The 18292-nt window shown below is 71.2% G+C and carries 20 protein-coding genes; 10 read left to right on the top strand and 10 right to left on the bottom strand.

Annotated features, from left to right (window positions below):
* Window positions 1-35 precede the first annotated feature (35 nt).
* On the top strand, window positions 36-545 hold the full coding sequence (locus FK530_RS00495; RefSeq protein ID WP_146485037.1) for a phage holin family protein: 510 nt from the start codon (window positions 36-38) through the stop codon (window positions 543-545).
* Between the two features lie 24 nt (window positions 546-569).
* Window positions 570-1547 (top strand): alpha/beta fold hydrolase, encoded by a 978-nt coding sequence (locus tag FK530_RS00490; RefSeq protein WP_146485036.1) that lies wholly within the window; start codon window positions 570-572, stop codon window positions 1545-1547.
* Window positions 1548-1572: 25 nt separating this feature from the next.
* Here FK530_RS00490 and FK530_RS00485 read toward each other — a convergent pair whose 3' ends face one another.
* The 4 genes from FK530_RS00485 to nth are packed head-to-tail and all read right to left on the bottom strand — an operon-like array spanning window position 1573 to window position 4968.
* The gene (locus tag FK530_RS00485; RefSeq protein ID WP_146485035.1) at window positions 1573-2772 is read right to left on the bottom strand and encodes a MarP family serine protease; all 1200 of its coding nucleotides are present in this window, start codon (window positions 2770-2772) and stop codon (window positions 1573-1575) included.
* Window positions 2769-3479 (bottom strand): NUDIX hydrolase, encoded by a 711-nt coding sequence (locus FK530_RS00480; protein ID WP_146485034.1) that lies wholly within the window; start codon window positions 3477-3479, stop codon window positions 2769-2771. Before FK530_RS00480 ends, FK530_RS00485 begins: the two co-directional genes overlap by 4 nt.
* Window positions 3476-4201, bottom strand: coding sequence for a TlpA family protein disulfide reductase (locus tag FK530_RS00475; protein ID WP_231706440.1), 726 nt, complete (start codon window positions 4199-4201; stop codon window positions 3476-3478). The genes FK530_RS00480 and FK530_RS00475 overlap by 4 nt, the downstream gene beginning before the upstream one ends.
* Window positions 4198-4968 carry an endonuclease III gene (gene nth / locus FK530_RS00470; protein ID WP_146485033.1) on the bottom strand — a complete coding sequence of 257 codons (771 nt, stop codon included), beginning with the start codon at window positions 4966-4968 and terminating at the stop codon, window positions 4198-4200. The genes FK530_RS00475 and nth overlap by 4 nt, the downstream gene beginning before the upstream one ends.
* A gap of 75 nt (window positions 4969-5043) precedes the next feature.
* Here nth and FK530_RS00465 point away from each other — a divergent pair, with 75 nt between their 5' ends.
* Complete coding sequence (locus FK530_RS00465; RefSeq protein WP_231706439.1) at window positions 5044-5259, top strand: hypothetical protein; 216 nt, start codon at window positions 5044-5046, stop codon at window positions 5257-5259.
* Window positions 5260-5444: 185 nt separating this feature from the next.
* The gene (locus FK530_RS00460) at window positions 5445-6119 is read left to right on the top strand and encodes a Crp/Fnr family transcriptional regulator (protein ID WP_068523121.1); all 675 of its coding nucleotides are present in this window, start codon (window positions 5445-5447) and stop codon (window positions 6117-6119) included.
* A 122-nt stretch (window positions 6120-6241) separates the two neighbouring features.
* Here FK530_RS00460 and FK530_RS00455 read toward each other — a convergent pair whose 3' ends face one another.
* Genes FK530_RS00455 through sp36 form a run of 3 tightly spaced genes read right to left on the bottom strand, consistent with a single transcriptional unit; the run spans window position 6242 to window position 7682 of the window.
* Window positions 6242-7060, bottom strand: a complete 819-nt coding sequence (locus tag FK530_RS00455) for an MBL fold metallo-hydrolase (protein WP_146485031.1) — start codon at window positions 7058-7060, stop codon at window positions 6242-6244.
* Window positions 7057-7521, bottom strand: coding sequence for a RidA family protein (locus tag FK530_RS00450; RefSeq protein ID WP_146485030.1), 465 nt, complete (start codon window positions 7519-7521; stop codon window positions 7057-7059). The genes FK530_RS00455 and FK530_RS00450 overlap by 4 nt, the downstream gene beginning before the upstream one ends.
* Entirely contained in the window at window positions 7518-7682 is a 165-nt protein-coding gene (sp36, locus tag FK530_RS00445; RefSeq protein WP_146485029.1) for a Sp36 family protein, read from the bottom strand. Before sp36 ends, FK530_RS00450 begins: the two co-directional genes overlap by 4 nt.
* A 139-nt stretch (window positions 7683-7821) precedes the next feature.
* Here sp36 and bagA point away from each other — a divergent pair, with 139 nt between their 5' ends.
* Entirely contained in the window at window positions 7822-8862 is a 1041-nt protein-coding gene (bagA, locus tag FK530_RS00440; RefSeq protein ID WP_191834101.1) for an ATPase BagA, read from the top strand.
* Window positions 8859-9959: an ArsA family ATPase gene (bagB, locus tag FK530_RS00435; RefSeq protein WP_146485028.1), complete on the top strand. Its 1101-nt coding sequence runs from the start codon at window positions 8859-8861 to the stop codon at window positions 9957-9959. The genes bagA and bagB overlap by 4 nt, the downstream gene beginning before the upstream one ends.
* A 99-nt stretch (window positions 9960-10058) precedes the next feature.
* Here bagB and FK530_RS00430 read toward each other — a convergent pair whose 3' ends face one another.
* Window positions 10059-10370, bottom strand: a complete 312-nt coding sequence (locus tag FK530_RS00430; protein WP_068531696.1) for a WhiB family transcriptional regulator — start codon at window positions 10368-10370, stop codon at window positions 10059-10061.
* A 245-nt stretch (window positions 10371-10615) separates the two neighbouring features.
* On the opposite strand from FK530_RS00430, the gene FK530_RS00425 reads away from it, so the two are divergent.
* Window positions 10616-13141 carry a transglycosylase domain-containing protein gene (locus FK530_RS00425; RefSeq protein WP_146485027.1) on the top strand — a complete coding sequence of 842 codons (2526 nt, stop codon included), beginning with the start codon at window positions 10616-10618 and terminating at the stop codon, window positions 13139-13141.
* A 2-nt stretch (window positions 13142-13143) separates the two neighbouring features.
* Window positions 13144-13950: a hypothetical protein gene (locus FK530_RS00420; protein WP_146485026.1), complete on the top strand. Its 807-nt coding sequence runs from the start codon at window positions 13144-13146 to the stop codon at window positions 13948-13950.
* Here FK530_RS00420 and FK530_RS00415 read toward each other — a convergent pair whose 3' ends face one another.
* Window positions 13951-15600, bottom strand: coding sequence for an acyl-CoA dehydrogenase family protein (locus FK530_RS00415; RefSeq protein WP_158644994.1), 1650 nt, complete (start codon window positions 15598-15600; stop codon window positions 13951-13953). It lies immediately after the preceding gene.
* A 126-nt stretch (window positions 15601-15726) separates the two neighbouring features.
* Between FK530_RS00415 and FK530_RS00410 the strand changes: the two genes are divergently transcribed.
* Window positions 15727-16446 carry a PaaX family transcriptional regulator C-terminal domain-containing protein gene (locus FK530_RS00410; RefSeq protein ID WP_146485025.1) on the top strand — a complete coding sequence of 240 codons (720 nt, stop codon included), beginning with the start codon at window positions 15727-15729 and terminating at the stop codon, window positions 16444-16446.
* Between the two features lie 141 nt (window positions 16447-16587).
* Window positions 16588-17970, top strand: coding sequence for an aldehyde dehydrogenase family protein (locus FK530_RS00405; RefSeq protein WP_146485024.1), 1383 nt, complete (start codon window positions 16588-16590; stop codon window positions 17968-17970).
* Window positions 17971-17987: 17 nt separating this feature from the next.
* Here FK530_RS00405 and FK530_RS00400 read toward each other — a convergent pair whose 3' ends face one another.
* A complete protein-coding gene (locus FK530_RS00400) occupies window positions 17988-18218 on the bottom strand; it encodes a hypothetical protein (protein ID WP_146485023.1) in 231 nt (76 codons plus the stop codon).
* Between the last annotated feature and the right edge of the window lie 74 nt (window positions 18219-18292).

Below are 18292 nucleotides of genomic sequence, written 5' to 3'. Positions count from 1 at the left end.
CTGGCACGATGACTGATAACTAGAGGAGGACGACAGTGAGCTTGGACAGCACGCCCACCGGCGGGACCCAGCGGACGCTCTCCGCGATCCCGCTCACCGATCCCAACGTGACCGCCTCCGGCGATCCCACGATCGGCAGCCTCGTACGGGACGCATCGGCGCAGGTCTCGTCGCTGGTCCGCGCCGAGGTCGAGCTGGCGAAGGCCGAGACCATGCGGGACGTCAAGAAGGCGGCCACCGGCTCCGCCTTCTTCGCGGTCGCGGGCGTGGTGGCCCTGTACTCGTCGTTCTTCTTCTTCTTCTTCCTCACCTGGCTGCTCAACGTGTGGCTGCCGATGTGGGCGGCGTCGCTCATCGTCTTCGTCCTCATGCTGCTCGTGGCGGGCGTCGCGGCCTTCTTCGGCTACCTCAAGGTCAAGCGCATCAAGGGCCCGCAGAAGACCATCGCCTCGCTCAAGGAGTCGCAGTCGATGCTCAAGGGCGAGGTCGATCCCGTCGCCGCTCTCCAGCAGCCGGCGGGCGCACCGTCGACCGCGCGACGCTGACGGCACGACCCTGAGGCAACCCCGGTGACCAGTCCCGACCCGTCGAGCGTCCGGTTCCCCGGCCCGTGGGAGCACCTCGACGTGCGCGCCAACGGCATCCGGTTGCACGCCGTCGAGTACCGACCCGCCACCGATTCCGGCGCGGATCCCGCGGACGCCGACCGGCCGCTCGTCGTGCTGCTGCACGGCTTCGGCGGCTTCTGGTGGAGTTGGCGGCACCTCCTGCCGCAGCTGCACGAGGCGGGGCACCGGGCCGTCGCCGTCGATCTGCGGGGCTACGGCGACAGCGACAAGCCGCCCCGCGGCTACGACGGCTGGACCCTCTCCGGCGACGTCGCCGGGCTGATCCGGGCGCTGGGCCACACCTCGGCGGCGATCGTCGGGCACGGCGAGGGCGGCCTCGGCTGCTGGGCCACCGCCACCCTGCACCCGCGCGTGGTCTCCGCGATCGCGGTCATCTCCTCGCCGCACCCGATCGCCCTCAAGCGATCCGCGCTGCGCAACAAGGAGCAGCGCTCGGCGATGCTGGGCCCCATCACCTTCGCGCAGCTGCCTCGGGTCGCCGAGGACCGCCTCACCCGCGACGACGGTGCCGAGATCGGCGCGCTGTACGCCGCGCGCAGCAGCGCGACGTGGCGGCGCTCCGCCGACTACGCCGACGCGCTCCCGCGGTACCGCAGCGCCATCCAGATCCCCGGTACCGCGCACAGCGCCCTCGAGTACGCCCGCTGGGCGTGGCGCAGCCAGTTCCGCCCCGACGGCACGCGGTTCCTCAGCAGCATGAATCAGCGGCTGCACATCCCCGTCCTCGCCTTCCGGGGCGACGTCGACCCGTACGTGCTGCCGCAGCCCGTCTACTCCAGCCACGACTGGGCGACCGACTACCGGGTGCGCGCGGTCGAGAACGCCGGACACTACGCGCACGAGGAGGCTCCCGGCACCGTCGGGCCGCAGCTCGTGGACTTCCTCGCGGGCCTGCCCGGCCCCCGTCTGCTCTCCTGAGCCGACAGGCCCCGGCCCGCACGGCTCAGCGGTTGACGCAGGCCCCCGTGGAGACACCCGCGGTGGCCGTGGTGCCGGCCTGCAGCGCGGGCTCGACCTGCTTCGCGGTGAGCGCGAAGGCGGTGTCCGCGTCGTCCACGGCCACGCCGAAGATCACCCCCACCACGTTGCCCTCGCGGTCGAAGACGGGGCCGCCCGAGTTGCCGGGCCGGACCTGCCCGCGCAGCAGGTAGACGTCGCGCCGCACCTGCGCGTCGCGGTAGATGTTGCGGCCCTCGAGGGTCTGCTGGCTGCGCACCCGCGACGAGGACAGCGTCAGCGGGCCGCCGCCGGGGTAACCGAGCACGAAGCCGGGGTCGCCGGGCTTGGCGCCGTTGAAGACGATGCGCAGCGGCTTGGCCTGCAGGCCGGGCACGTTGAGCACCGCGACATCGGTCTGCGCATCGAAGTAGACGACCTGGGCGCTGTACTTCTTCGTGCCGTCGACGGTGACCTGCACGCTGCGCGTCCCGGCCACCACGTGCGCGTTCGTGACCACGCGGCCCGGCGTCGCCACGAAGCCCGAGCCCTCCAGCGCGCGGCTGCACGACGGTGCCTGACCGTCGATGCGGACCACGGACGAGCGGACGCGCTGCACCGCGGCGTCGGTGAAGTCCACCCGGTCGGGCGGGTCGACGCTGACCACCGGGGTGTTGACGAACGGCCCGAGTGCCTGCGGCAGGCCCGAGTCGTCGATGATCGCCGAGAACTTCTGCGGCAGGCCGTCGGCCCCGACGCCCTTGGCGAACTCGTTCACGGCGCCCAGCACCGCGGAACCGTTGACGGACCGCGAGATCTGCGGGGCGGCCGCCGAGGTCAACGGGATCGCGACCAGCCAGGCCGCCACGAGCAGCGCGCCGACCTGCACCACGGCCCCGACACCGGAGTCGGCGGTGCGCAGGCCGGTGCTGCGGATCGAGCTGCGCACGGCGCGCCCGAGCACCATGCCGGACAGCTCGCCGATGATCACGAGGCCGGCGAGCAGCCCGACGCCGAGTAGGAGGCGCCCCTTGGCGTCGTCCACCGAGCCGAGGACGTGGGGCGCGAGCAGCACGCCCGCGGCGGCGCCGAGCACGACGCCGATGAAGGCGAGCACGGAGGCCGCGGCGCCCTGCCGGTAGCCGGAGATCGCGGCGAGGATCATCAGGACGACGACGATCACGTCGACCCAGGTCGAACCGGTCATCGAGCGTTCTCCTGCCAGGTCTGGGCGCGGGCGGCCGCGGCACGCACCTCGTCGGTGAGGGGCCGCACGTCGTCGGTGTTCCAGGGCCGCTCCCACCCCGCGGCGCCGATCAGCGCGTTCACCAGGCCGCCGGTGAAGCCCCACACCAGCATCGGGCCCGCGGCGAAGGCCGGGCCGCGGTAGAAGGACTTGCGCACCATGAACCGGTGCGCGGGGTCGATGAGCTCCGCCAGCGGCACGCGCCGGACCAGCGCGGTCTCCGCGGGGTCGACGGCGCGGACCTCCGACGGCCGGGCCGCGAAGCCGATCACGGGGACCACGCGGAAGCCCGAGACGGGCACCTCGATCGGGTCGAGCTCCGCGACCACCTCGACGGAGTCGGGGTCGAGCCCGGTCTCCTCCCAGGCCTCGCGCAGCGCGACGGCCACGTCGTCGGCGTCCTCGGGGTCGCGGGCGCCGCCGGGGAAGGCCACCTGCCCCGCGTGCTGCCGCATGGCCGAGGCGCGCTGGGTCAGCAGCACCGTCGCGTCCTCGGGCGGCGTCGCACCGGACGCGGCCGGGTCACCGTCGAACAGGATGAGGACCGAGGCGCGGCGGGGGTTGCGCACGCGCTGCAGGGCGGCGACGGCGCCGCCGCGCTGCTCGATCTCGCTCGCCACATCGCCGAGGTTGCCGAGCAGCGGATCCAGCCACCGCGGCGCGCTCACAGGGTCACCCCGAGCTCGGTGCGCAGCAACGCGGCCACGTCGTCGACGGAGGTGAAGGGTTGTGCGTGCACACCGGCCACAGTGCCATCGGCACGCAACAGAACGGTCACGGGGTAGGCCCGCGGCGCACCGAGGGCCGTCGCGACGACGCTCTGCGGGTCCTGCACCGTCGGCAGGGCGACCTTCAGCTCGGCCAGCAGGTCCAGGCCGGCGACGGCGTTGGCATCGGCGTGGACGCCGAGCACCGTGAGCCGGTCGCCCGCGCGCGCCGCGACGTCGGCGAGCACCGGCAGCTCGACGCGGCAGGGCCCGCACCACCAGGCCCAGATGTTGAGCAGGACGGGGGCGGTCCCCGCGGCGGCCAGGTCGACGGGCGCACCGTCGCCGAGGCAGGTCAGGGGCGTGCCGGCGAGGGCCGCGGCGCCGAGGCCGGCGGGGCAGGGCGGCAGGGCCGCGCTGGCCCGCGCGGCGGCCAGCCGGCCGGGACTCACGCTGGTCGACGGCGCCGCCGTCGGTCCCGTCGGGGGCGCGGCGCCGTCGTCGCCGCGGGGCCAGATCGCGACGCCCAGGGCGAGCGCGACGATCGCGCAGACGATGAGCCAGCGCACCCCCGCGGGGACGCGGCTGCGTTCGCCGGGCAGCAGGGGCGCCGGCTCGGGCTCGCGACCCGGCTCGGGGGCGGGGCGCGGTTCGGGCTCGGGGCGCGGTTCGGGCTCGGTCACCGAACGCCCTCCGGCCGGACGCGGCGCCGCCGGGGCGGGGGCGGCGCGATCTCGAGCAGGTGCTCACGCTCGGGCCCCTTCACCAGCTCGGCGGACTCGGCCGGGTCGACGGGCCCCGTCCCGAAGGACGGGCAGTCCTTGGCGAGCACGCAGACGCCGCACGCGGGCTTGCGGGCGTGGCAGACGCGACGGCCGTGGAAGATCACGCGGTGGCTGAGCAGGGTCCACTCCTTGCGCGGAATGAGCTCGCCGACGGCGTGCTCGATCTTCACCGGGTCCGTCTCCTCGGTCCACTCCCAGCGGTGCACGAGCCGGGAGAAGTGCGTGTCGACGGTGATCCCGGGAACGTCGAAGGCGTTGCCGAGGATCACGTTCGCCGTCTTGCGACCGAAGCCGGGAAGCGTCACCAGCTCCTTCATCGTGCGCGGGACCTCGCCGTCGAAGCGGTCCACGAGGGCCTGGCCCAGCCCCATGATCGACGTGGCCTTGTTGCGGTAGAAGCCCGTCGACCGGATGTACTCCTCGAGCTCGGCGCGCTGGGCCCCGGCGTAGTCGGCGGCCGTGCGGTAGCGCGCGAACAACGCCGGTGTGACTTGATTCACGCGCACATCGGTGCACTGCGCGGAGAGGATCGTGGCCACCGACAACTCGAGCGGATCGGTGAAGTCGAGTTCGCAGTACACGTGGGGAAAAGCGGTGGCGAGTGTCCGATTCATCCGCCGGGCACGGCGCACCAGTCCGAGGTGGGTCTCCGGCTCCGGGGGCATGGGAACCGATTCTAACGACGGTGCCGTGGCTCGTTCGTTGCCGTATCGAGACCTTGGCTGTGTTTACTGTCCGGCATGCAAGGATTGCTCGGGTTGCTGTTCCCGGTGGTGCTGATGCTGTTCGCGTTGGCCATGGAACGTATCGAAGCGCGCGTGACGGCCGAGCCCGTCGCGCCCCCCGCCACCGGCGACGACGAGGCCCCCGACGTCGAGACACTGGCGCGGATCGGCCTTCCCAAGGCCGTGGACAGCCTCGATCTCGACGGCGGCGCCGAGCGCCGCGCCAGCTGACGCCACCGGCCCCGAGCGGCTCGAATGCGGAACGCCGTCGTGCCGTTGGACATGTGAGCAGGTAGTCTTTCCTGTAGTCGTCTGTGCGATTTCCCACATCTGCACGGAACGCTGCATAAACTCACACTTCAGGTCGCGGCGAGCTCCGCCCGCGACGGATCGTCGATCAAGGAACGAGGTACCCCGTGGACGAGGTCCTGGCGCGGGCCGGCATTTTTCAGGGTGTCGAGCCGGGCGCGGTCGATGCGCTCACCAAGGATCTGCACGAGGTCGACTACCCCCGCGGGCACGTCATCTTCAACGAGGGCGAGCCCGGCGACCGGCTGTACATCATCCTCTCCGGCAAGGTGAAGCTCGGCCGCCGCTCCCCGGACGGCCGCGAGAACCTGCTCTCGGTGATGGGCCCGTCGGACATGTTCGGTGAGATGTCGATCTTCGACCCGGGTCCGCGCACATCGAGCGCGACCTGCATCACCGAGGTCCGCGCGATGACGATGGACCGCGAGGCCCTGCGCGCGTGGATCCGTGACCGGCCCGAGATCGCGGAGCAGTTGCTGCGCGTGTTGGCCCGCCGCCTGCGGCGCACCAACAACAACCTGGCCGATCTCATCTTCACCGACGTTCCCGGCCGCGTCGCCAAGCAGCTGCTGCAGCTCGCGCAGCGCTTCGGCACGCACGAGAACGGCGCGCTGCGGGTGACGCACGACCTCACGCAGGAGGAGATCGCCCAGCTCGTGGGCGCCTCCCGCGAGACCGTGAACAAGGCCCTCGCCGACTTCGCCCACCGCGGCTGGCTGCGCCTCGAAGGCAAGTCGGTCGTCATTACGGACAGCGAGCGGCTCGCTCGCCGCGCTCGCTGACCTCTGAGACGAGGGAGGGGGCGGGGAGTCGCTGCGAACGATTCTGCAGTGCCCGAGGCGCTAGCCGAGGGTGCGAAGCCTAGTGAGCAGCGACTCCCCGCCCCATCCCAGTCGCAACCCGATCAGCCGTGCTCGGCGAGATACTTGAGCTGGACCTTGACCGACATGCGGGCCGCGGGCCAGGCCTTCTTGTCGACGTCGCGGTAGACGTGCTTGACCACCTTCATCGGCTTGGCGTCGGCCGCACCGACGCCCAGCTCGTTGAGCGCGTCCCGGACCTGCTGGAGCCGGTCCTGACGGTGCGCGGCGTAGGCGGCGACGACGGGCGCCGCGTCGGGCAGGTCGGGACCGTGCCCCGGCAGCAGCACGCGACCGGCGGCGACCGGCGACAGCGCCTCGAGCGAGCCCAGGTAGTCCGCGAGCGTGCCGTCCTCGGCGTCGAGGACGGTGGTGCCGCGGCCGAGGATCGTGTCGCCCGAGACCAGTGCGCCGGGCTCGCCCTCGGCACCGTCGACCAGGAAGCTCAGCGAGTCGGCGGTGTGGCCGGGTGTGTGCAGCACCTCGATCCGCAGCCCGGCGACCTCGATCACCTCGCCGCCCGTGAGCGGCGTCGCGGTGTTGATGCAGTACTTCGGCGAGAACGCGCGGATGGGACTGCGGGTGAGTTCCTCCCAGCGCTTGAGCCCGCCGGTGTGGTCGGCGTGCCGGTGCGTCACCAACGTCAGCGCGACGGTGCCCGCGGCCTTGGCGACGCGCTTGAGGTGCTTCTTGTCGCCCTTGGGGCCCGGATCCACCACGACGGCCTCGTCGCGGCCCGGGGCGCGCAGGATCCAGGTGTTGGTGCCCTCGAGCGTCATCACCGACGGGTTGTCGCACAGGAGCACCGCCGCGTAGGGCGTGACCTGCCGCAGCTTCCCCGGCGCCGGATGCGCGAGCGTCATACCTGGACCGTGAGCTCGACCTCGACGGGCGCGCCGAGCGGCAGCTCCGCGACGCCGACGGCGGAACGGACGTGCACGCCCGCCTCGCCGAAGACCTCGCCCAGCAGGAGCGAGGCGCCGTTGAGCACCTGCGCCTGGTTGGAGAAGCCGGGCGCGGAGGCCACGTAGCCGGTGACCTTGACGACGCGCTTGACCGCGTCGATGCCCACGAGCGAGTGGATCGCCGCGAGCGCGTTCAGCGCGCACTGCCGGGCCGCGAAGGTCGCGTCCTCGAGGTGGACGATGCCCTCGCGGTTCTCGCTCACCTTGCCCTGCGCCACGAGCTCGCCGTCGCGCATCGGCAACTGGCCCGAGGTGTACACGAAGTCGCCCACCTGCGTGGCCGGGACGTACGCGGCCAGCGGGGGCACCACCTCGGGCAGGACGATGCCCAGCTCGGCGAGGCGTTCGGAGGCGGTCACGACGTGGCCCGCTTCATGTACGCGACGTGCTGCTCACCGGTCGGGCCGGGAAGCACGGTGACGAGCTCCCAGCCGTCGGCACCCCAGGTGTCGAGGATCTGCTTGGTGGCGTGCGTCAGCAGCGGAATGGTGGCGTACTCCCAGGTGATCTTGTCGCTCATGGCATCACCCTATCCACCGGGGGCGCGACGCGACAGGCGCGTTCCCTACGGCGGCGCAGAACGTGTTCTCGGTCGCATTGCCGGGGAAGGTTCACGTTAACGGCCCGGCCGTGTACGGCGGTATGGATATGCTCCGGTCGTGGTGGTGAGTGAGGCGGACCCCGGCGGGGTCGCGCAGGACACGGCGACGGCCTGGCCCGACGGGCTCCGGGAGTGCCGGCTGCACTTCGTGTCGGGCAAGGGCGGCACGGGGAAGTCGACGGTGGCCGCGGCGCTCGCACTGGCACTCGCCTCCGCCGGCAAGAAGGTCCTGCTCATCGAGGTGGAGGGCCGCGGCGGCATCGCCCCGACGTTCGAGGTGGGCGAGCTGCCCCCGACCGAGACGGAGATCGCGAAGACCGACGGCGGCGGGACCGTGCACGCGCTCCCGATGGACGTGGAGGCGACCTTCCTCGACTATCTCAAGACCAACTACGGCATGGGCCTGGCGGCACGCGCGCTCAAGTCGATCGGCGCGATCGAGTTCGCGACGACGCTCGCGCCCGGCCTCAAGGACATCCTGATCACCGGCAAGATCATGGAGTGCACCCAGCGCCGGTCGAAGGACGGCCGGTACGCCTACGACGCGATCGTGGTGGACGCCCCGCCCACGGGCCGGATCGGCAAGTTCCTCGACGTCACGCGGGCGATGAAGGAGATCGCGAAGGCCGGGCCGATCGCGGGCCAGGCCGACCGCGTGGTGCGGCTGCTGCACTCCCCCGACACCGTCGTGCACCTGGTGACGCTTCTCGAGTCGCTCCCGATCCAGGAGACGGCGGAGGCGGCGAAGGAGCTGCGCGCGCTGGACCTGAAGGTCGGCGCCGTGATCGTCAACCGCGCGCTGCCGCAGCTGCTCTCCGACGAGGAGCTCGATGCGGCCGCCGACGGGACCGTCGACGGTCCGGGGGTGCGGGCCGCGCTCGACGGTGCCGGCCTGGCGCTGTCCGACGCGGACTTCGCCGGCCTCCTGACCGAGACCATCCAGTTCGCCCGCACGGTCCGCGGGCAGGACGAGGCGCGAGACGACCTGAGCACGATCGACGCCCCCGGCCGGCTGGAGCTCCCGCTGCTCACGGGCGGCGTCGACCTGCGCGGCGTGTACGAGCTGTCCGGGGCACTGATGGAGGCCGGGGTCCGATGATCGATCTGGAACTGGGGCCGCAGCTGGTGGACCCGGGCACGCGCGTCGTCGTGTGCTGCGGCAGCGGCGGCGTCGGCAAGACCACGACGGCTGCGGCGATGGCGCTGTGGGCGGCGGAGCACGGGCGCCGGGTCGTGGTGCTGACCATCGATCCCGCGCGCCGGCTCGCGCAGGCGCTCGGCGTCGCGGACCTGACGAACGAGCCGCAGGCCGTCTCCGTTCCCGGCGACGGAACGCTGCACGCGATGATGCTCGACATGAAGCGGACCTTCGACGAGATGGTCACCTCGAACGCGGATCCCGCTCGTGCGCAGGAGATCCTGGCGAACCCCTTCTATCAGACGGTGGCCAGCTCGTTCTCCGGTACGCAGGAGTACATGGCGATGGAGAAGCTGGGCCAGCTCACCGCCGACGACCGCTGGGACCTCGTGGTGGTGGACACGCCGCCGTCGCGCAACGCCCTCGACTTCCTCGACGCACCCAAGCGTTTCGGCTCCATGCTGGACTCGCGGTTGATGCGCCTCATCGCCGGCCCGACACGCGGCTTCGGCCGCATGGTCTCGGGCGGCATGGGCCTGGCTCTGAAGCTGGTCTCGACCATCGTCGGCAGTCAGATGCTCTCCGACGCATCCGGATTCGTCGCCCAGATGGACACTCTGATCGGCGGCTTCCAGGAGCGCGCCGACCGCACCTACGCGATGCTCGCGCGTCCCAGCACCCGCTTCGTCGTCGTCGCCTCCCCGGAGGAGGACACGCTGCGCGAGGCGACGTACTTCGTGGAACGCCTCGCCGGCGAGTCGATGCCGCTCGCCGGACTCATCGTCAACCGCACCCATCCGGGGCTCGCGTCGATCGGGGCGGACCCGGCCCGGGAGGCCGCCGGCCGCCTCGGCGCCGACCGTGCCGCCCGCACAGCGGAGGGGCTCCTTCGGGTGCACGCGTGGCGCGCGGAGACCGCGGAGCGCGAGGTGCAGGTGCTCGGGGCCTTCGTCGGACGGTGCCCGACCGTTCCGGTGGTCGGGGTGCCCTCGCTTCCCTTCGAGGTGGCGAACCTCGAGGCGCTGCAGGCCGTGGCGGAGCAGATCGTCGGGTCCTGACCGGGGTGCGCAGCCCGGCGCGAAAAAGGTAGCTGGACAAACGAAAGGGCCCCGTACCGTCGAACGGTACGAGGCCCTCTTCCCTCCCGGAGGCGGGGATCAGCCGGCGACGCGCTTGCGGTCGCGCTGGGCTTCGAAGAAGGCGCGCCAGCTGGTGACCTCGGGGTGCTGGCGAAGGAGGGCGCGGCGCTGGCGCTCGGTCATGCCACCCCAGACACCGAACTCGACGCGGCTGTCGAGCGCATCGGCGCCGCACTCGAGCTGAACGGGGCAGTGACGGCAGATGGTCGCCACCTTGCGCTGGGCGGCGCCGCGGACGAACAACTCGTCGGGGTCGACGTCGCGGCACTTGGCCTTGGAAACCCAGACCAGGCGATCCTCATCGTCGACCAGAACGCGTGCACTTGTCATGTGACTCCCCTTTCGCGTGGTGCGGCCCGGACCCGGTGACGGCCACTCCCTGCTGTTGGCGGGGGGCCGATCGAGGTGCTCGCCACATCGTCTGCAATAGTGTTACCTGAATCACACGACGGAAACAAGTCGAGGACCGAGGGAAATCGAACAGTGGTCCAAGAAATCAAGTACGCCCGTACCGATCGCCTGGTCGGCGCGTCGGGACCGGGGTTCAGGACGGGTCGGCACGTATCCTGGTGACCGTGTCGAAACCCGGAGTGATCGCGAAGCTGGCCGGCTGTGTCCTGCTGGCCGGACTGCTGGTCGCCGGCGTCCTGTTCCCCTATGTCGGCGGGTTGGGGCTGATCTCCAACCGCGCCGCGGACACCGTCGACAACATCAGCTCCGAGCTGCTCGAGGGCCAGGTCCCCGAGGTCACGACGGTCTCCGATGCGACCGGGGCGCCGATGGCCTATCTCTACGACCAGCGCCGCGTGCAGGTCCCCTTCGACCAGATCTCGCCCAACATGGTGCGCTCGATCATCTCGATCGAGGACAAACGCTTCATGGAGCACGACGGGGTCGACTACCAGGGCACCCTCCGCGCTTTCCTCAAGAACCAGTCCGCGGGCGAGGTGCAGCAGGGCGCGTCGACGCTGGATCAGCAGTACATCAAGAACTACCAGCTGCTCGTGCTCGCGAAGTCGGATGCGGACCGCCGCGCGGCGGTCGCCACCACCCCGGCGCGCAAGCTCCGCGAGGTGCGGATGGCGCTGACCCTCGAGCGCACGCTCACCGAGCGCGCCAAGGAGGAGCACGGGGTCGACGACGCGCGGGCCAAGGTGATCGCCAAGGAGCAGATCCTGGCGCGCTACCTCAACCTGGTGCCCTTCGGTAACGGCGCCTACGGCATCGAAGTGGCGGCGCAGACCTACTTCGGCAAACGCGCCTCGCAGCTGAACATACAGGAGTCCGCGATGCTCGCGGGCATGGTGCAGTCGAGCTCCTCGCTCAACCCCTACGCCAACCCGCAGGGCGTGATCGACCGCCGCAACGTCGTGCTGGACACCCTCGTGGCGAACTTCCCGGACAAGGCGAACGAGTACCGCGCGGCCAAGAACACCCCGCTCGGTGTGCTGCCCCGGCCCAACACCCTGCCGGGCGGCTGCATCTCCGCCGTCGCCAATCGCGGCTACTTCTGCGACTACCTGCTGCAGTACCTCTCCGAGGCGGGCATCCCCAAGGAAACCGTGATGCGGGGCGGCTACACGATCCGCACCACCCTGGACCCGCGCGTGCAGGACTCGGTGCAGGGCGCACTCAACGGCACCGCGAGCCCCACGCTGTCGAATGTCGCGCAGGTCATGAACGTGATCAAGCCGGGCGAGAACTCGCACGACATCGTCGCCATGAACTCCTCCCGCGTGTACGGCCTGGACGTCGCGAAGCGGCAGACCGTGCAGCCCGAACCCTTCGCCCAGGTCGGCGACGGCGCCGGCTCGACCTTCAAGATCTTCACCGTCGCCGCGGCGATGGAGAAGGGCATGGGGCTGGACACCAACGTCACGGTGCCGTCGACGGTGTCCGTCAAGGGAATGGGCCACGGCGGCTACGCCGGGTGCCCGTCCGACTCCTACTGCGTGAAGAACGCGGGCCCGTATCCGTACTCGATGTCGCTGACGCAGGCGCTCGCCACGTCGCCGAACACTCCGTTCGTCAAACTGATCGAGCAGGTCGGCGTGGCGCCCGTCGTCGACATGGCGGTCAAGCTCGGCCTCCGCTCGTACACCCAGCCGGGGAGCTCGGGCTTCGGCAACGACAGCCTCGCCGACATGTTCAAGAAGCAGAACCTGGCGTCGTTCACACTGGGCCCGACCGCGGTGAGCGCGCTGGAGCTGACCAACGTGGCCGCGACGCTCGCCTCCGGCGGCGTGTGGTGCCCGGCGAACCCGGTCCAGTCGATCACGCAGCCCAAGCGCAACAGCGACGGCATCCAGACCATCGGGGCCGACGGTAAGCCGGAGACCACGCCGGTGCCCTACAAGTCGGAGAAGTGCGAGCAGGTCATCGACAAGGGCCTGGCGAACACTCTCGCGAACGCGCTCAGCGCCGACGACCGCGGCGCGGGAACCTCCGCCGGCTCCGCCTCCCGGGCGGGCTGGACCCTGCCGCTGTCCGGCAAGACGGGCACCACCGAGACCTTCCGCTCGTCGGCCTTCCTCGCGTACACCAACCAGTACGCGGGTGCCAGCTACGTCTACAACGACGGCAACTCCCCCGGGCCGATCTGCACCAGCCCGCTGCGCCCGTGCGGCGAGGGCAACGTGTACGGCGGCAACGAGCCCGCCCTGGCCTGGTACAACGGCCTCAAACCGGTGTCCACGATCTACGGCCCGGTCTCCCTGCCGCCGGTCGACCCGAAGTACAAGGACGGCTTCGGACCGGGCAAGATCCCCAACGTGATCGGCCTCAACCAGGCCGCCGCGAAGGCGCGCGTCGAGGCCGCGGGCTTCAAGACCACCGTCGCCTGGGTGAACAACTCGGCCGCCAACGGCACCGTCGTCTCGACGTCGCCGTCGGGCTTCAGCCAGCCGGGCTCGACGATCACGCTGAACCTCTCCAACGGGATCGCCCCGGCACCGTCGAACCCGTCGACGCCGGGCGTCCAGACCGGGCCGGGCGGCACCACGATCACCATCCCCGGGTTCGGCCAGTTCACGATCCCCGGCGCGGGCGGGCAGGGTGGTGGCCCGGTGGAGACCCCGGCGCCGGAGCCCCCGGGCAACTGACGATGCGCCGCCGGCGGTTCGTTGCGGGCCTCGTCGTCTGCGCGGCGACGGTGACCGTGGTCGCGTGCGGTGACCGCGCGGCGCCGGCACTCGAGACCTCCGACGCCTCCGCCGGATCCGTCGCGGTGTCGGCGGGCGCGCCCGCGACCTCCGCCTCCGCACCGTCGCGCGACCTCGGCCCGGTGGGACCGACGGCCGTCGCCGCACACGGATACGTCCCGGGTCTGGCCCGTAGCACGGGTTCCGAGGGTGCCGTCACCTACGACGTGCAGGTCCCGACGCTCACCGGCGGGAACGCCGCGGCGGCCGAGCGGTTCACCGCTTCGATGCGGGCGTCGCTCGCCGATCGCGTCCGCACGCTGGGGCCCGCCCCGAAGCCGATCACCGTCACCGACGGGCGAGTCGCGAGCGGCGAACGCTCGCGGGTGAGCCGGATCGGCGCGAAGGCGGTCGGGGGCGTGCTCCTGACGAACTACTTCATGCAGGGCGCGGCGCACCCGAACAACCAGATCGGCACCGTCGTCATCAATACCGGCACGGCGCAACCGATCCTGCTCTCGGACGTGCTTCCCACCGCGAAGGCGATCGCTGGCGTCAAGGACCTGATCCGCCGCCAGGTCACCGAGGCCGGACCCACCCCCTCCCTCAACGAGGCCACGACGCTGGCGAACTGGCTCCCCACAGCGGCGGGGATCACGTTCTACGTCCCGGTCGCCCATGCGGCGGGCGACTTCTGGCCCTTCGCGCTGCCGTGGCGCGACCTCGACGGGATCGTGCCCGCCGAGGTCATCGCCCTGCTGCGCGCGTAGTCAGCCGATCTTCGGCGTGACGCGGTCGAGGATCGCGGCGGTGTCGACGCCCTGCGGCAGAGTGCCGAAGACGTCGCCGCGGTCGCCGGCCAGCCGGGACCGGGTGTAGGCGTCCGCGACGGCGGGGTGCCCGTAGCGCACCAGGAGCGACCCCTGCAGCGCCGCAGCCATATCGCCGACGAGACGGCGGGCGCCGAACTGCATCGCCGCCTGATCCGTCGGGTCGAGCGCGCCGAACGAACCCTTGAGCTTCGCGACCGCCTCGTCGTAGACCGCATCGGCGCCGGCGGCGGCGTCGAGCTCGGCGAAGAAGGCGACGACGGCCTGCGGCTCGCGCGCCATGGCGCGCAGCACGTCGAGCGCCGCGACGTTGCCGGAGCCCTCCCACACCGACAGCAGCGGCGCTTCGCGGTACAGCCGCGGTAGCCGCGAGTCCTCGATGTAGCCGTTGCCGCCGAGGCACTCCAGCGCCTCTGCCGCATGGATCGGGCCCCGCTTGCACACGTGGTACTTGGTGACCGCCAACGCGATCCGGCGCAGTGCGGAGGCGTCCTCGTCGCCGGCGACGGAGCGGTCGGTGAGGCCCGCGAGCCACAGGCCGGCGGTGGTGGCGCCCTCGGCCTCGACGGCGAGGTCGGCGAGCACGTTGCGCATGAGCGGCTGGTCGATGAGATCGGCCCCGAAGGCCTTCCGGTGCGCGGCGTGGTGCGCGGCCTGGGCGAGCCCGGCGCGCATACCGGTGGCGGTCCCGAGCACGCAGTCGAGGCGGGTCATGTTGACCATCTCGACGATGGTGCGCACGCCGCGCCCCTCCTCGCCCACGAGCCAGCCGACAGTCTCGTCGTACTCCACCTCGCTGCTGGCGTTGGAGTGGTTGCCCAGCTTGTCCTTGAGGCGCTGCAGCGCGAAGACGTTGCGCGTCCCGTCGGGCAGCACGCGCGGGATGAAGAAGCAGGAGACGCCCGATTCGGTCTGCGCGAGCGTGAGGAACAGGTCGGACATGGGCGCGGAGGTGAACCACTTGTGGCCCGTGATCCGGTACGTCCCATCGGATTGCGGAACCGCGCGCGTGGTGTTGGCACGCACGTCCGAGCCACCCTGTTTCTCGGTCATCGACATGCCGGCGATGAGTCCGCGCTTGCCGAGCGGTGCGCGCAGCCCGAAGTCGTACTCCTTCGCGGTGAGCAGCGGCTCGTACTGCGCGGCCAGCTCGGCGTTGGCGCGCAGCGCGGGCACCACGGCATAGGTCATCGAGATCGGGCAGCCGTGGCCGGCGTCGACGTGACCCCACACGCTGAACTTCGCGGCGCGCACGAGGTGCGCGTTGGGGTCGGTCTCGGCCCACGGCGCGGCGTGCAGGCCGTGCTCGACGGCGACCTTCATCAGCTGGTGGTAGGCGGGGTCGTAGACCACCTCGTCGACCCGGTTGCCGTACCGGTCGTGGGTCTTCAGGACGGGCGGGTGCGCCTCCGCGAGGTCGCCCCACTCGAGGGCCTCGGCGGTGGCGCCGAGGGCGCCGAGCTCGTGGATCGCGTCCAGCTGCGCCGTGTCGACGTGGGCGCGCCGCAGCGCGTCGTCGATCATCGGGGTCTCGGCGGTGTTGAAGCCGAGCAATGGCGGTACCTGGTTGGTCACTTCGTGGGTGGGCACGCCTGCTCCTTCGTTCGACGGTGCGCGGCCCGCGCGGGCCGTTGCTCCCAGTGTTGCACATTCTCGACAGTCGCACCAGAACTGCAATAGATTCTCGATCGAGCGCTCGGTGTAGCGTCGACGCCGATGTCGACCCCCCTGACCGCGACCGTCTCGGCGCGCTCCGCCGTGCTCAGCCTGCTGCTCGGCGCGCACCCGCCCGTGCTCGAGGGCCGCGAGATCGTGGCCGCGATGCGCCTGTTCGGGGTCTCGGAGTCCACCACGCGTGCCGCGATGTCGCGCATGGTCGCCGCGGGCGACCTCGTCCGCGACGGCGGCCGGTACGCGCTGTCGGAGCGGCTCGCGCGGCGGCAGGCACGCACGGACTCCCCCGCGACGGTCCCGTGGGACAGGACGTGGGAGACGGCGATCGTCACCACGAGCGGGCGCAGCGCGGGCGACCGCGCCGAGCTGCGGACGGAGATGACCCGGCTGCGGCTCGCGGAGCTGCGCGAGGGCGTGTGGATGCGGCCGGCGAACCTCGATCGCGCCCTCCCCGCCTCGGTCCGCGAGGTGACGACGGGCTTCACGGCCCGACCGGACGACGACCCCGTCGACCTGGCGCGGACGCTGTGGGACCTGCCGGAATGGGCGCGCCGAGGGCACGCGCTGCTGGACGCCGTCGAGGAGGCCGGGGACGACGGGCAGGCGCGGTTCCTGACCATGGTCTCGGTGGTGCGGCACCTCTATCAGGACCCACTACTACCGCCCGAGCTGCGACCGGCGGACTGGCCGGCCGATCGGCTCACCGCGGTCTACGCGGACTTCCGCGCGTGGCTCGCGGCGATGCGGATCGGCCGGGGCTGAGCCGCGGTCTCACAACTGGGACAGAAGCCGTCACGCGAATCCTTTGTGCGAGCCGTGCAGCTGCAAATCCGCCCCTAGACTGGAGTTCCCAACGCCCCCGGCACGGATGGTCGCCGCGGTACTGCAGCGGAAGGAGCCACTATGCCCGCCAATCCCTTCGCCGACATCGTCGACCGGCAACGGGCGCACTTCGAGACCGACGCGACCAAGTCACTCGAATGGCGCCTGGACCAGCTGGACCGAATGCGGAGACTGCTGACCGAGAACCAGGACGAACTGACCGCCGCGCTCTACGCCGACTTCCGTAAGCCGCCCTTCGAGCAGCTCTTCGAGATCACCGTCCCTTCGGGGGTCATCGAGTACTACCGGAACAACCTGCCGGACCTCATGGCACCCGAATCCGTCGAGATTCCGCCGGGGCTCGCGGCGATCGGGAACAGCGGTGTCATCCACCGCGAGCCCTACGGGGTGACGCTGGTCATCGGACCGTTCAACGCGCCGATCCTGCTGCTGCTCGATCCGGCGATCGCCGCGCTGGCCGCCGGCAACACGGTCGTCCTCAAACCCGCCAACACCACGCCCGCCACAGCGAACCTGCTTGCCCGACTCATTCCCGCGTACTTCGAGCCCGAGAACGTCGCGGTGGTGACCGGGGGCCGACAGGAGATCAGCGCGCTGCTCGACCTCCGGTTCGACTTCATCTTCTTCACGGGGAGCTCGGCGGTGGGCAAGGTCGTGATGCGAGCCGCCGCCGAGCACCTGACGCCGGTACTGCTCGAGCTCGGCGGGCAGAACCCGACGCTGGTGGATCGCACCGCCAACCTCGACCAAGCCGCGGACCGCATCGCATGGGGCCACAACGCCATCTCGGGCCAGTGGTGCATCGCGCCGGGCTACGTCTGCGTCGAGGACGCGGTGGCGGACGAGTTCGTGGCGAAGCTCTGCGCGTCCATCACTCGCATGTACGGGGAGGACCCGCAGCAGAGCCCGGACCTCGCCAGGATGATCAGCGAACACGACACCGAACGCGTCGCCGGATACATCCTTGCCGAGAAGACTGTTCTGGGCGGTCGATACGACGTGTCCGACCGGTACGTCGAGCCGACGGTGCTCTATCCGTCCGAGTGGACCGACCCCGCCCTTCAGCAGGAGGTCTTCGGACCGGTGCTCCCGGTGCTCCGGTATTCCGACCTCGACGACGTGCTCGGCCGGATTCGTGCGCTGCCGCGGCCGCTCGCGGCGTACATCTTCAGCACCGATCAGCCCACGATCGACCGAGTGCTCCGCTCCGTGCCCTTCGGCGGCGGATGCATCAATCAGACGAACCTGCACTGCTGGATCGACTCCCTTCCCTTCGGCGGGGTGGGCAACAGCGGGATGGGCAAGTACTACGGCAAGGCAGGCTTCGAGGCGTTGAGCAACCGGAAGGCCCTTCTCGTCGGCGACCCGGACCGCCCGATCGACGTCTTCCCCCCGTACGCGGGCAAAGATCTGGGCGCCACGCTCTCGCTGTTCAGCGGCTGACCCTCGGCAGCGGCTGATCAGGCGAGCGCGTCGACGACGCGGGTGATCCGCGCCTGAAGGCGGCGCAGCTGCAGCCCCTGATCGTCGAGGCGGCGGGCGATGGAGTTCACCGCATCGCACGAGCCGGTCTCGTGCAGGCTGCGGGCGTCGATCTGGAGGTCGTCGCCGGTGCGACCGACGGACGCGGCGATGAGCGTGAGCTGGGCGGTGAGATCGTCGAGTTCGCTGCGGACGCTGGCGAGCCCCATGATGTTCCCTCTCTGCGCGGCCCCCGAGCGGAGCCGTTCACCTGCACAGTAGGAGACCTGTGTGGCCCGTGTGA

Source organism: Tsukamurella conjunctivitidis (assembly GCF_007858475.1).
Classification (GTDB): Bacteria; Actinomycetota; Actinomycetes; order Mycobacteriales; family Mycobacteriaceae; genus Tsukamurella; species Tsukamurella conjunctivitidis.
This window is presented reverse-complemented; position numbering and strand designations above follow the sequence as displayed.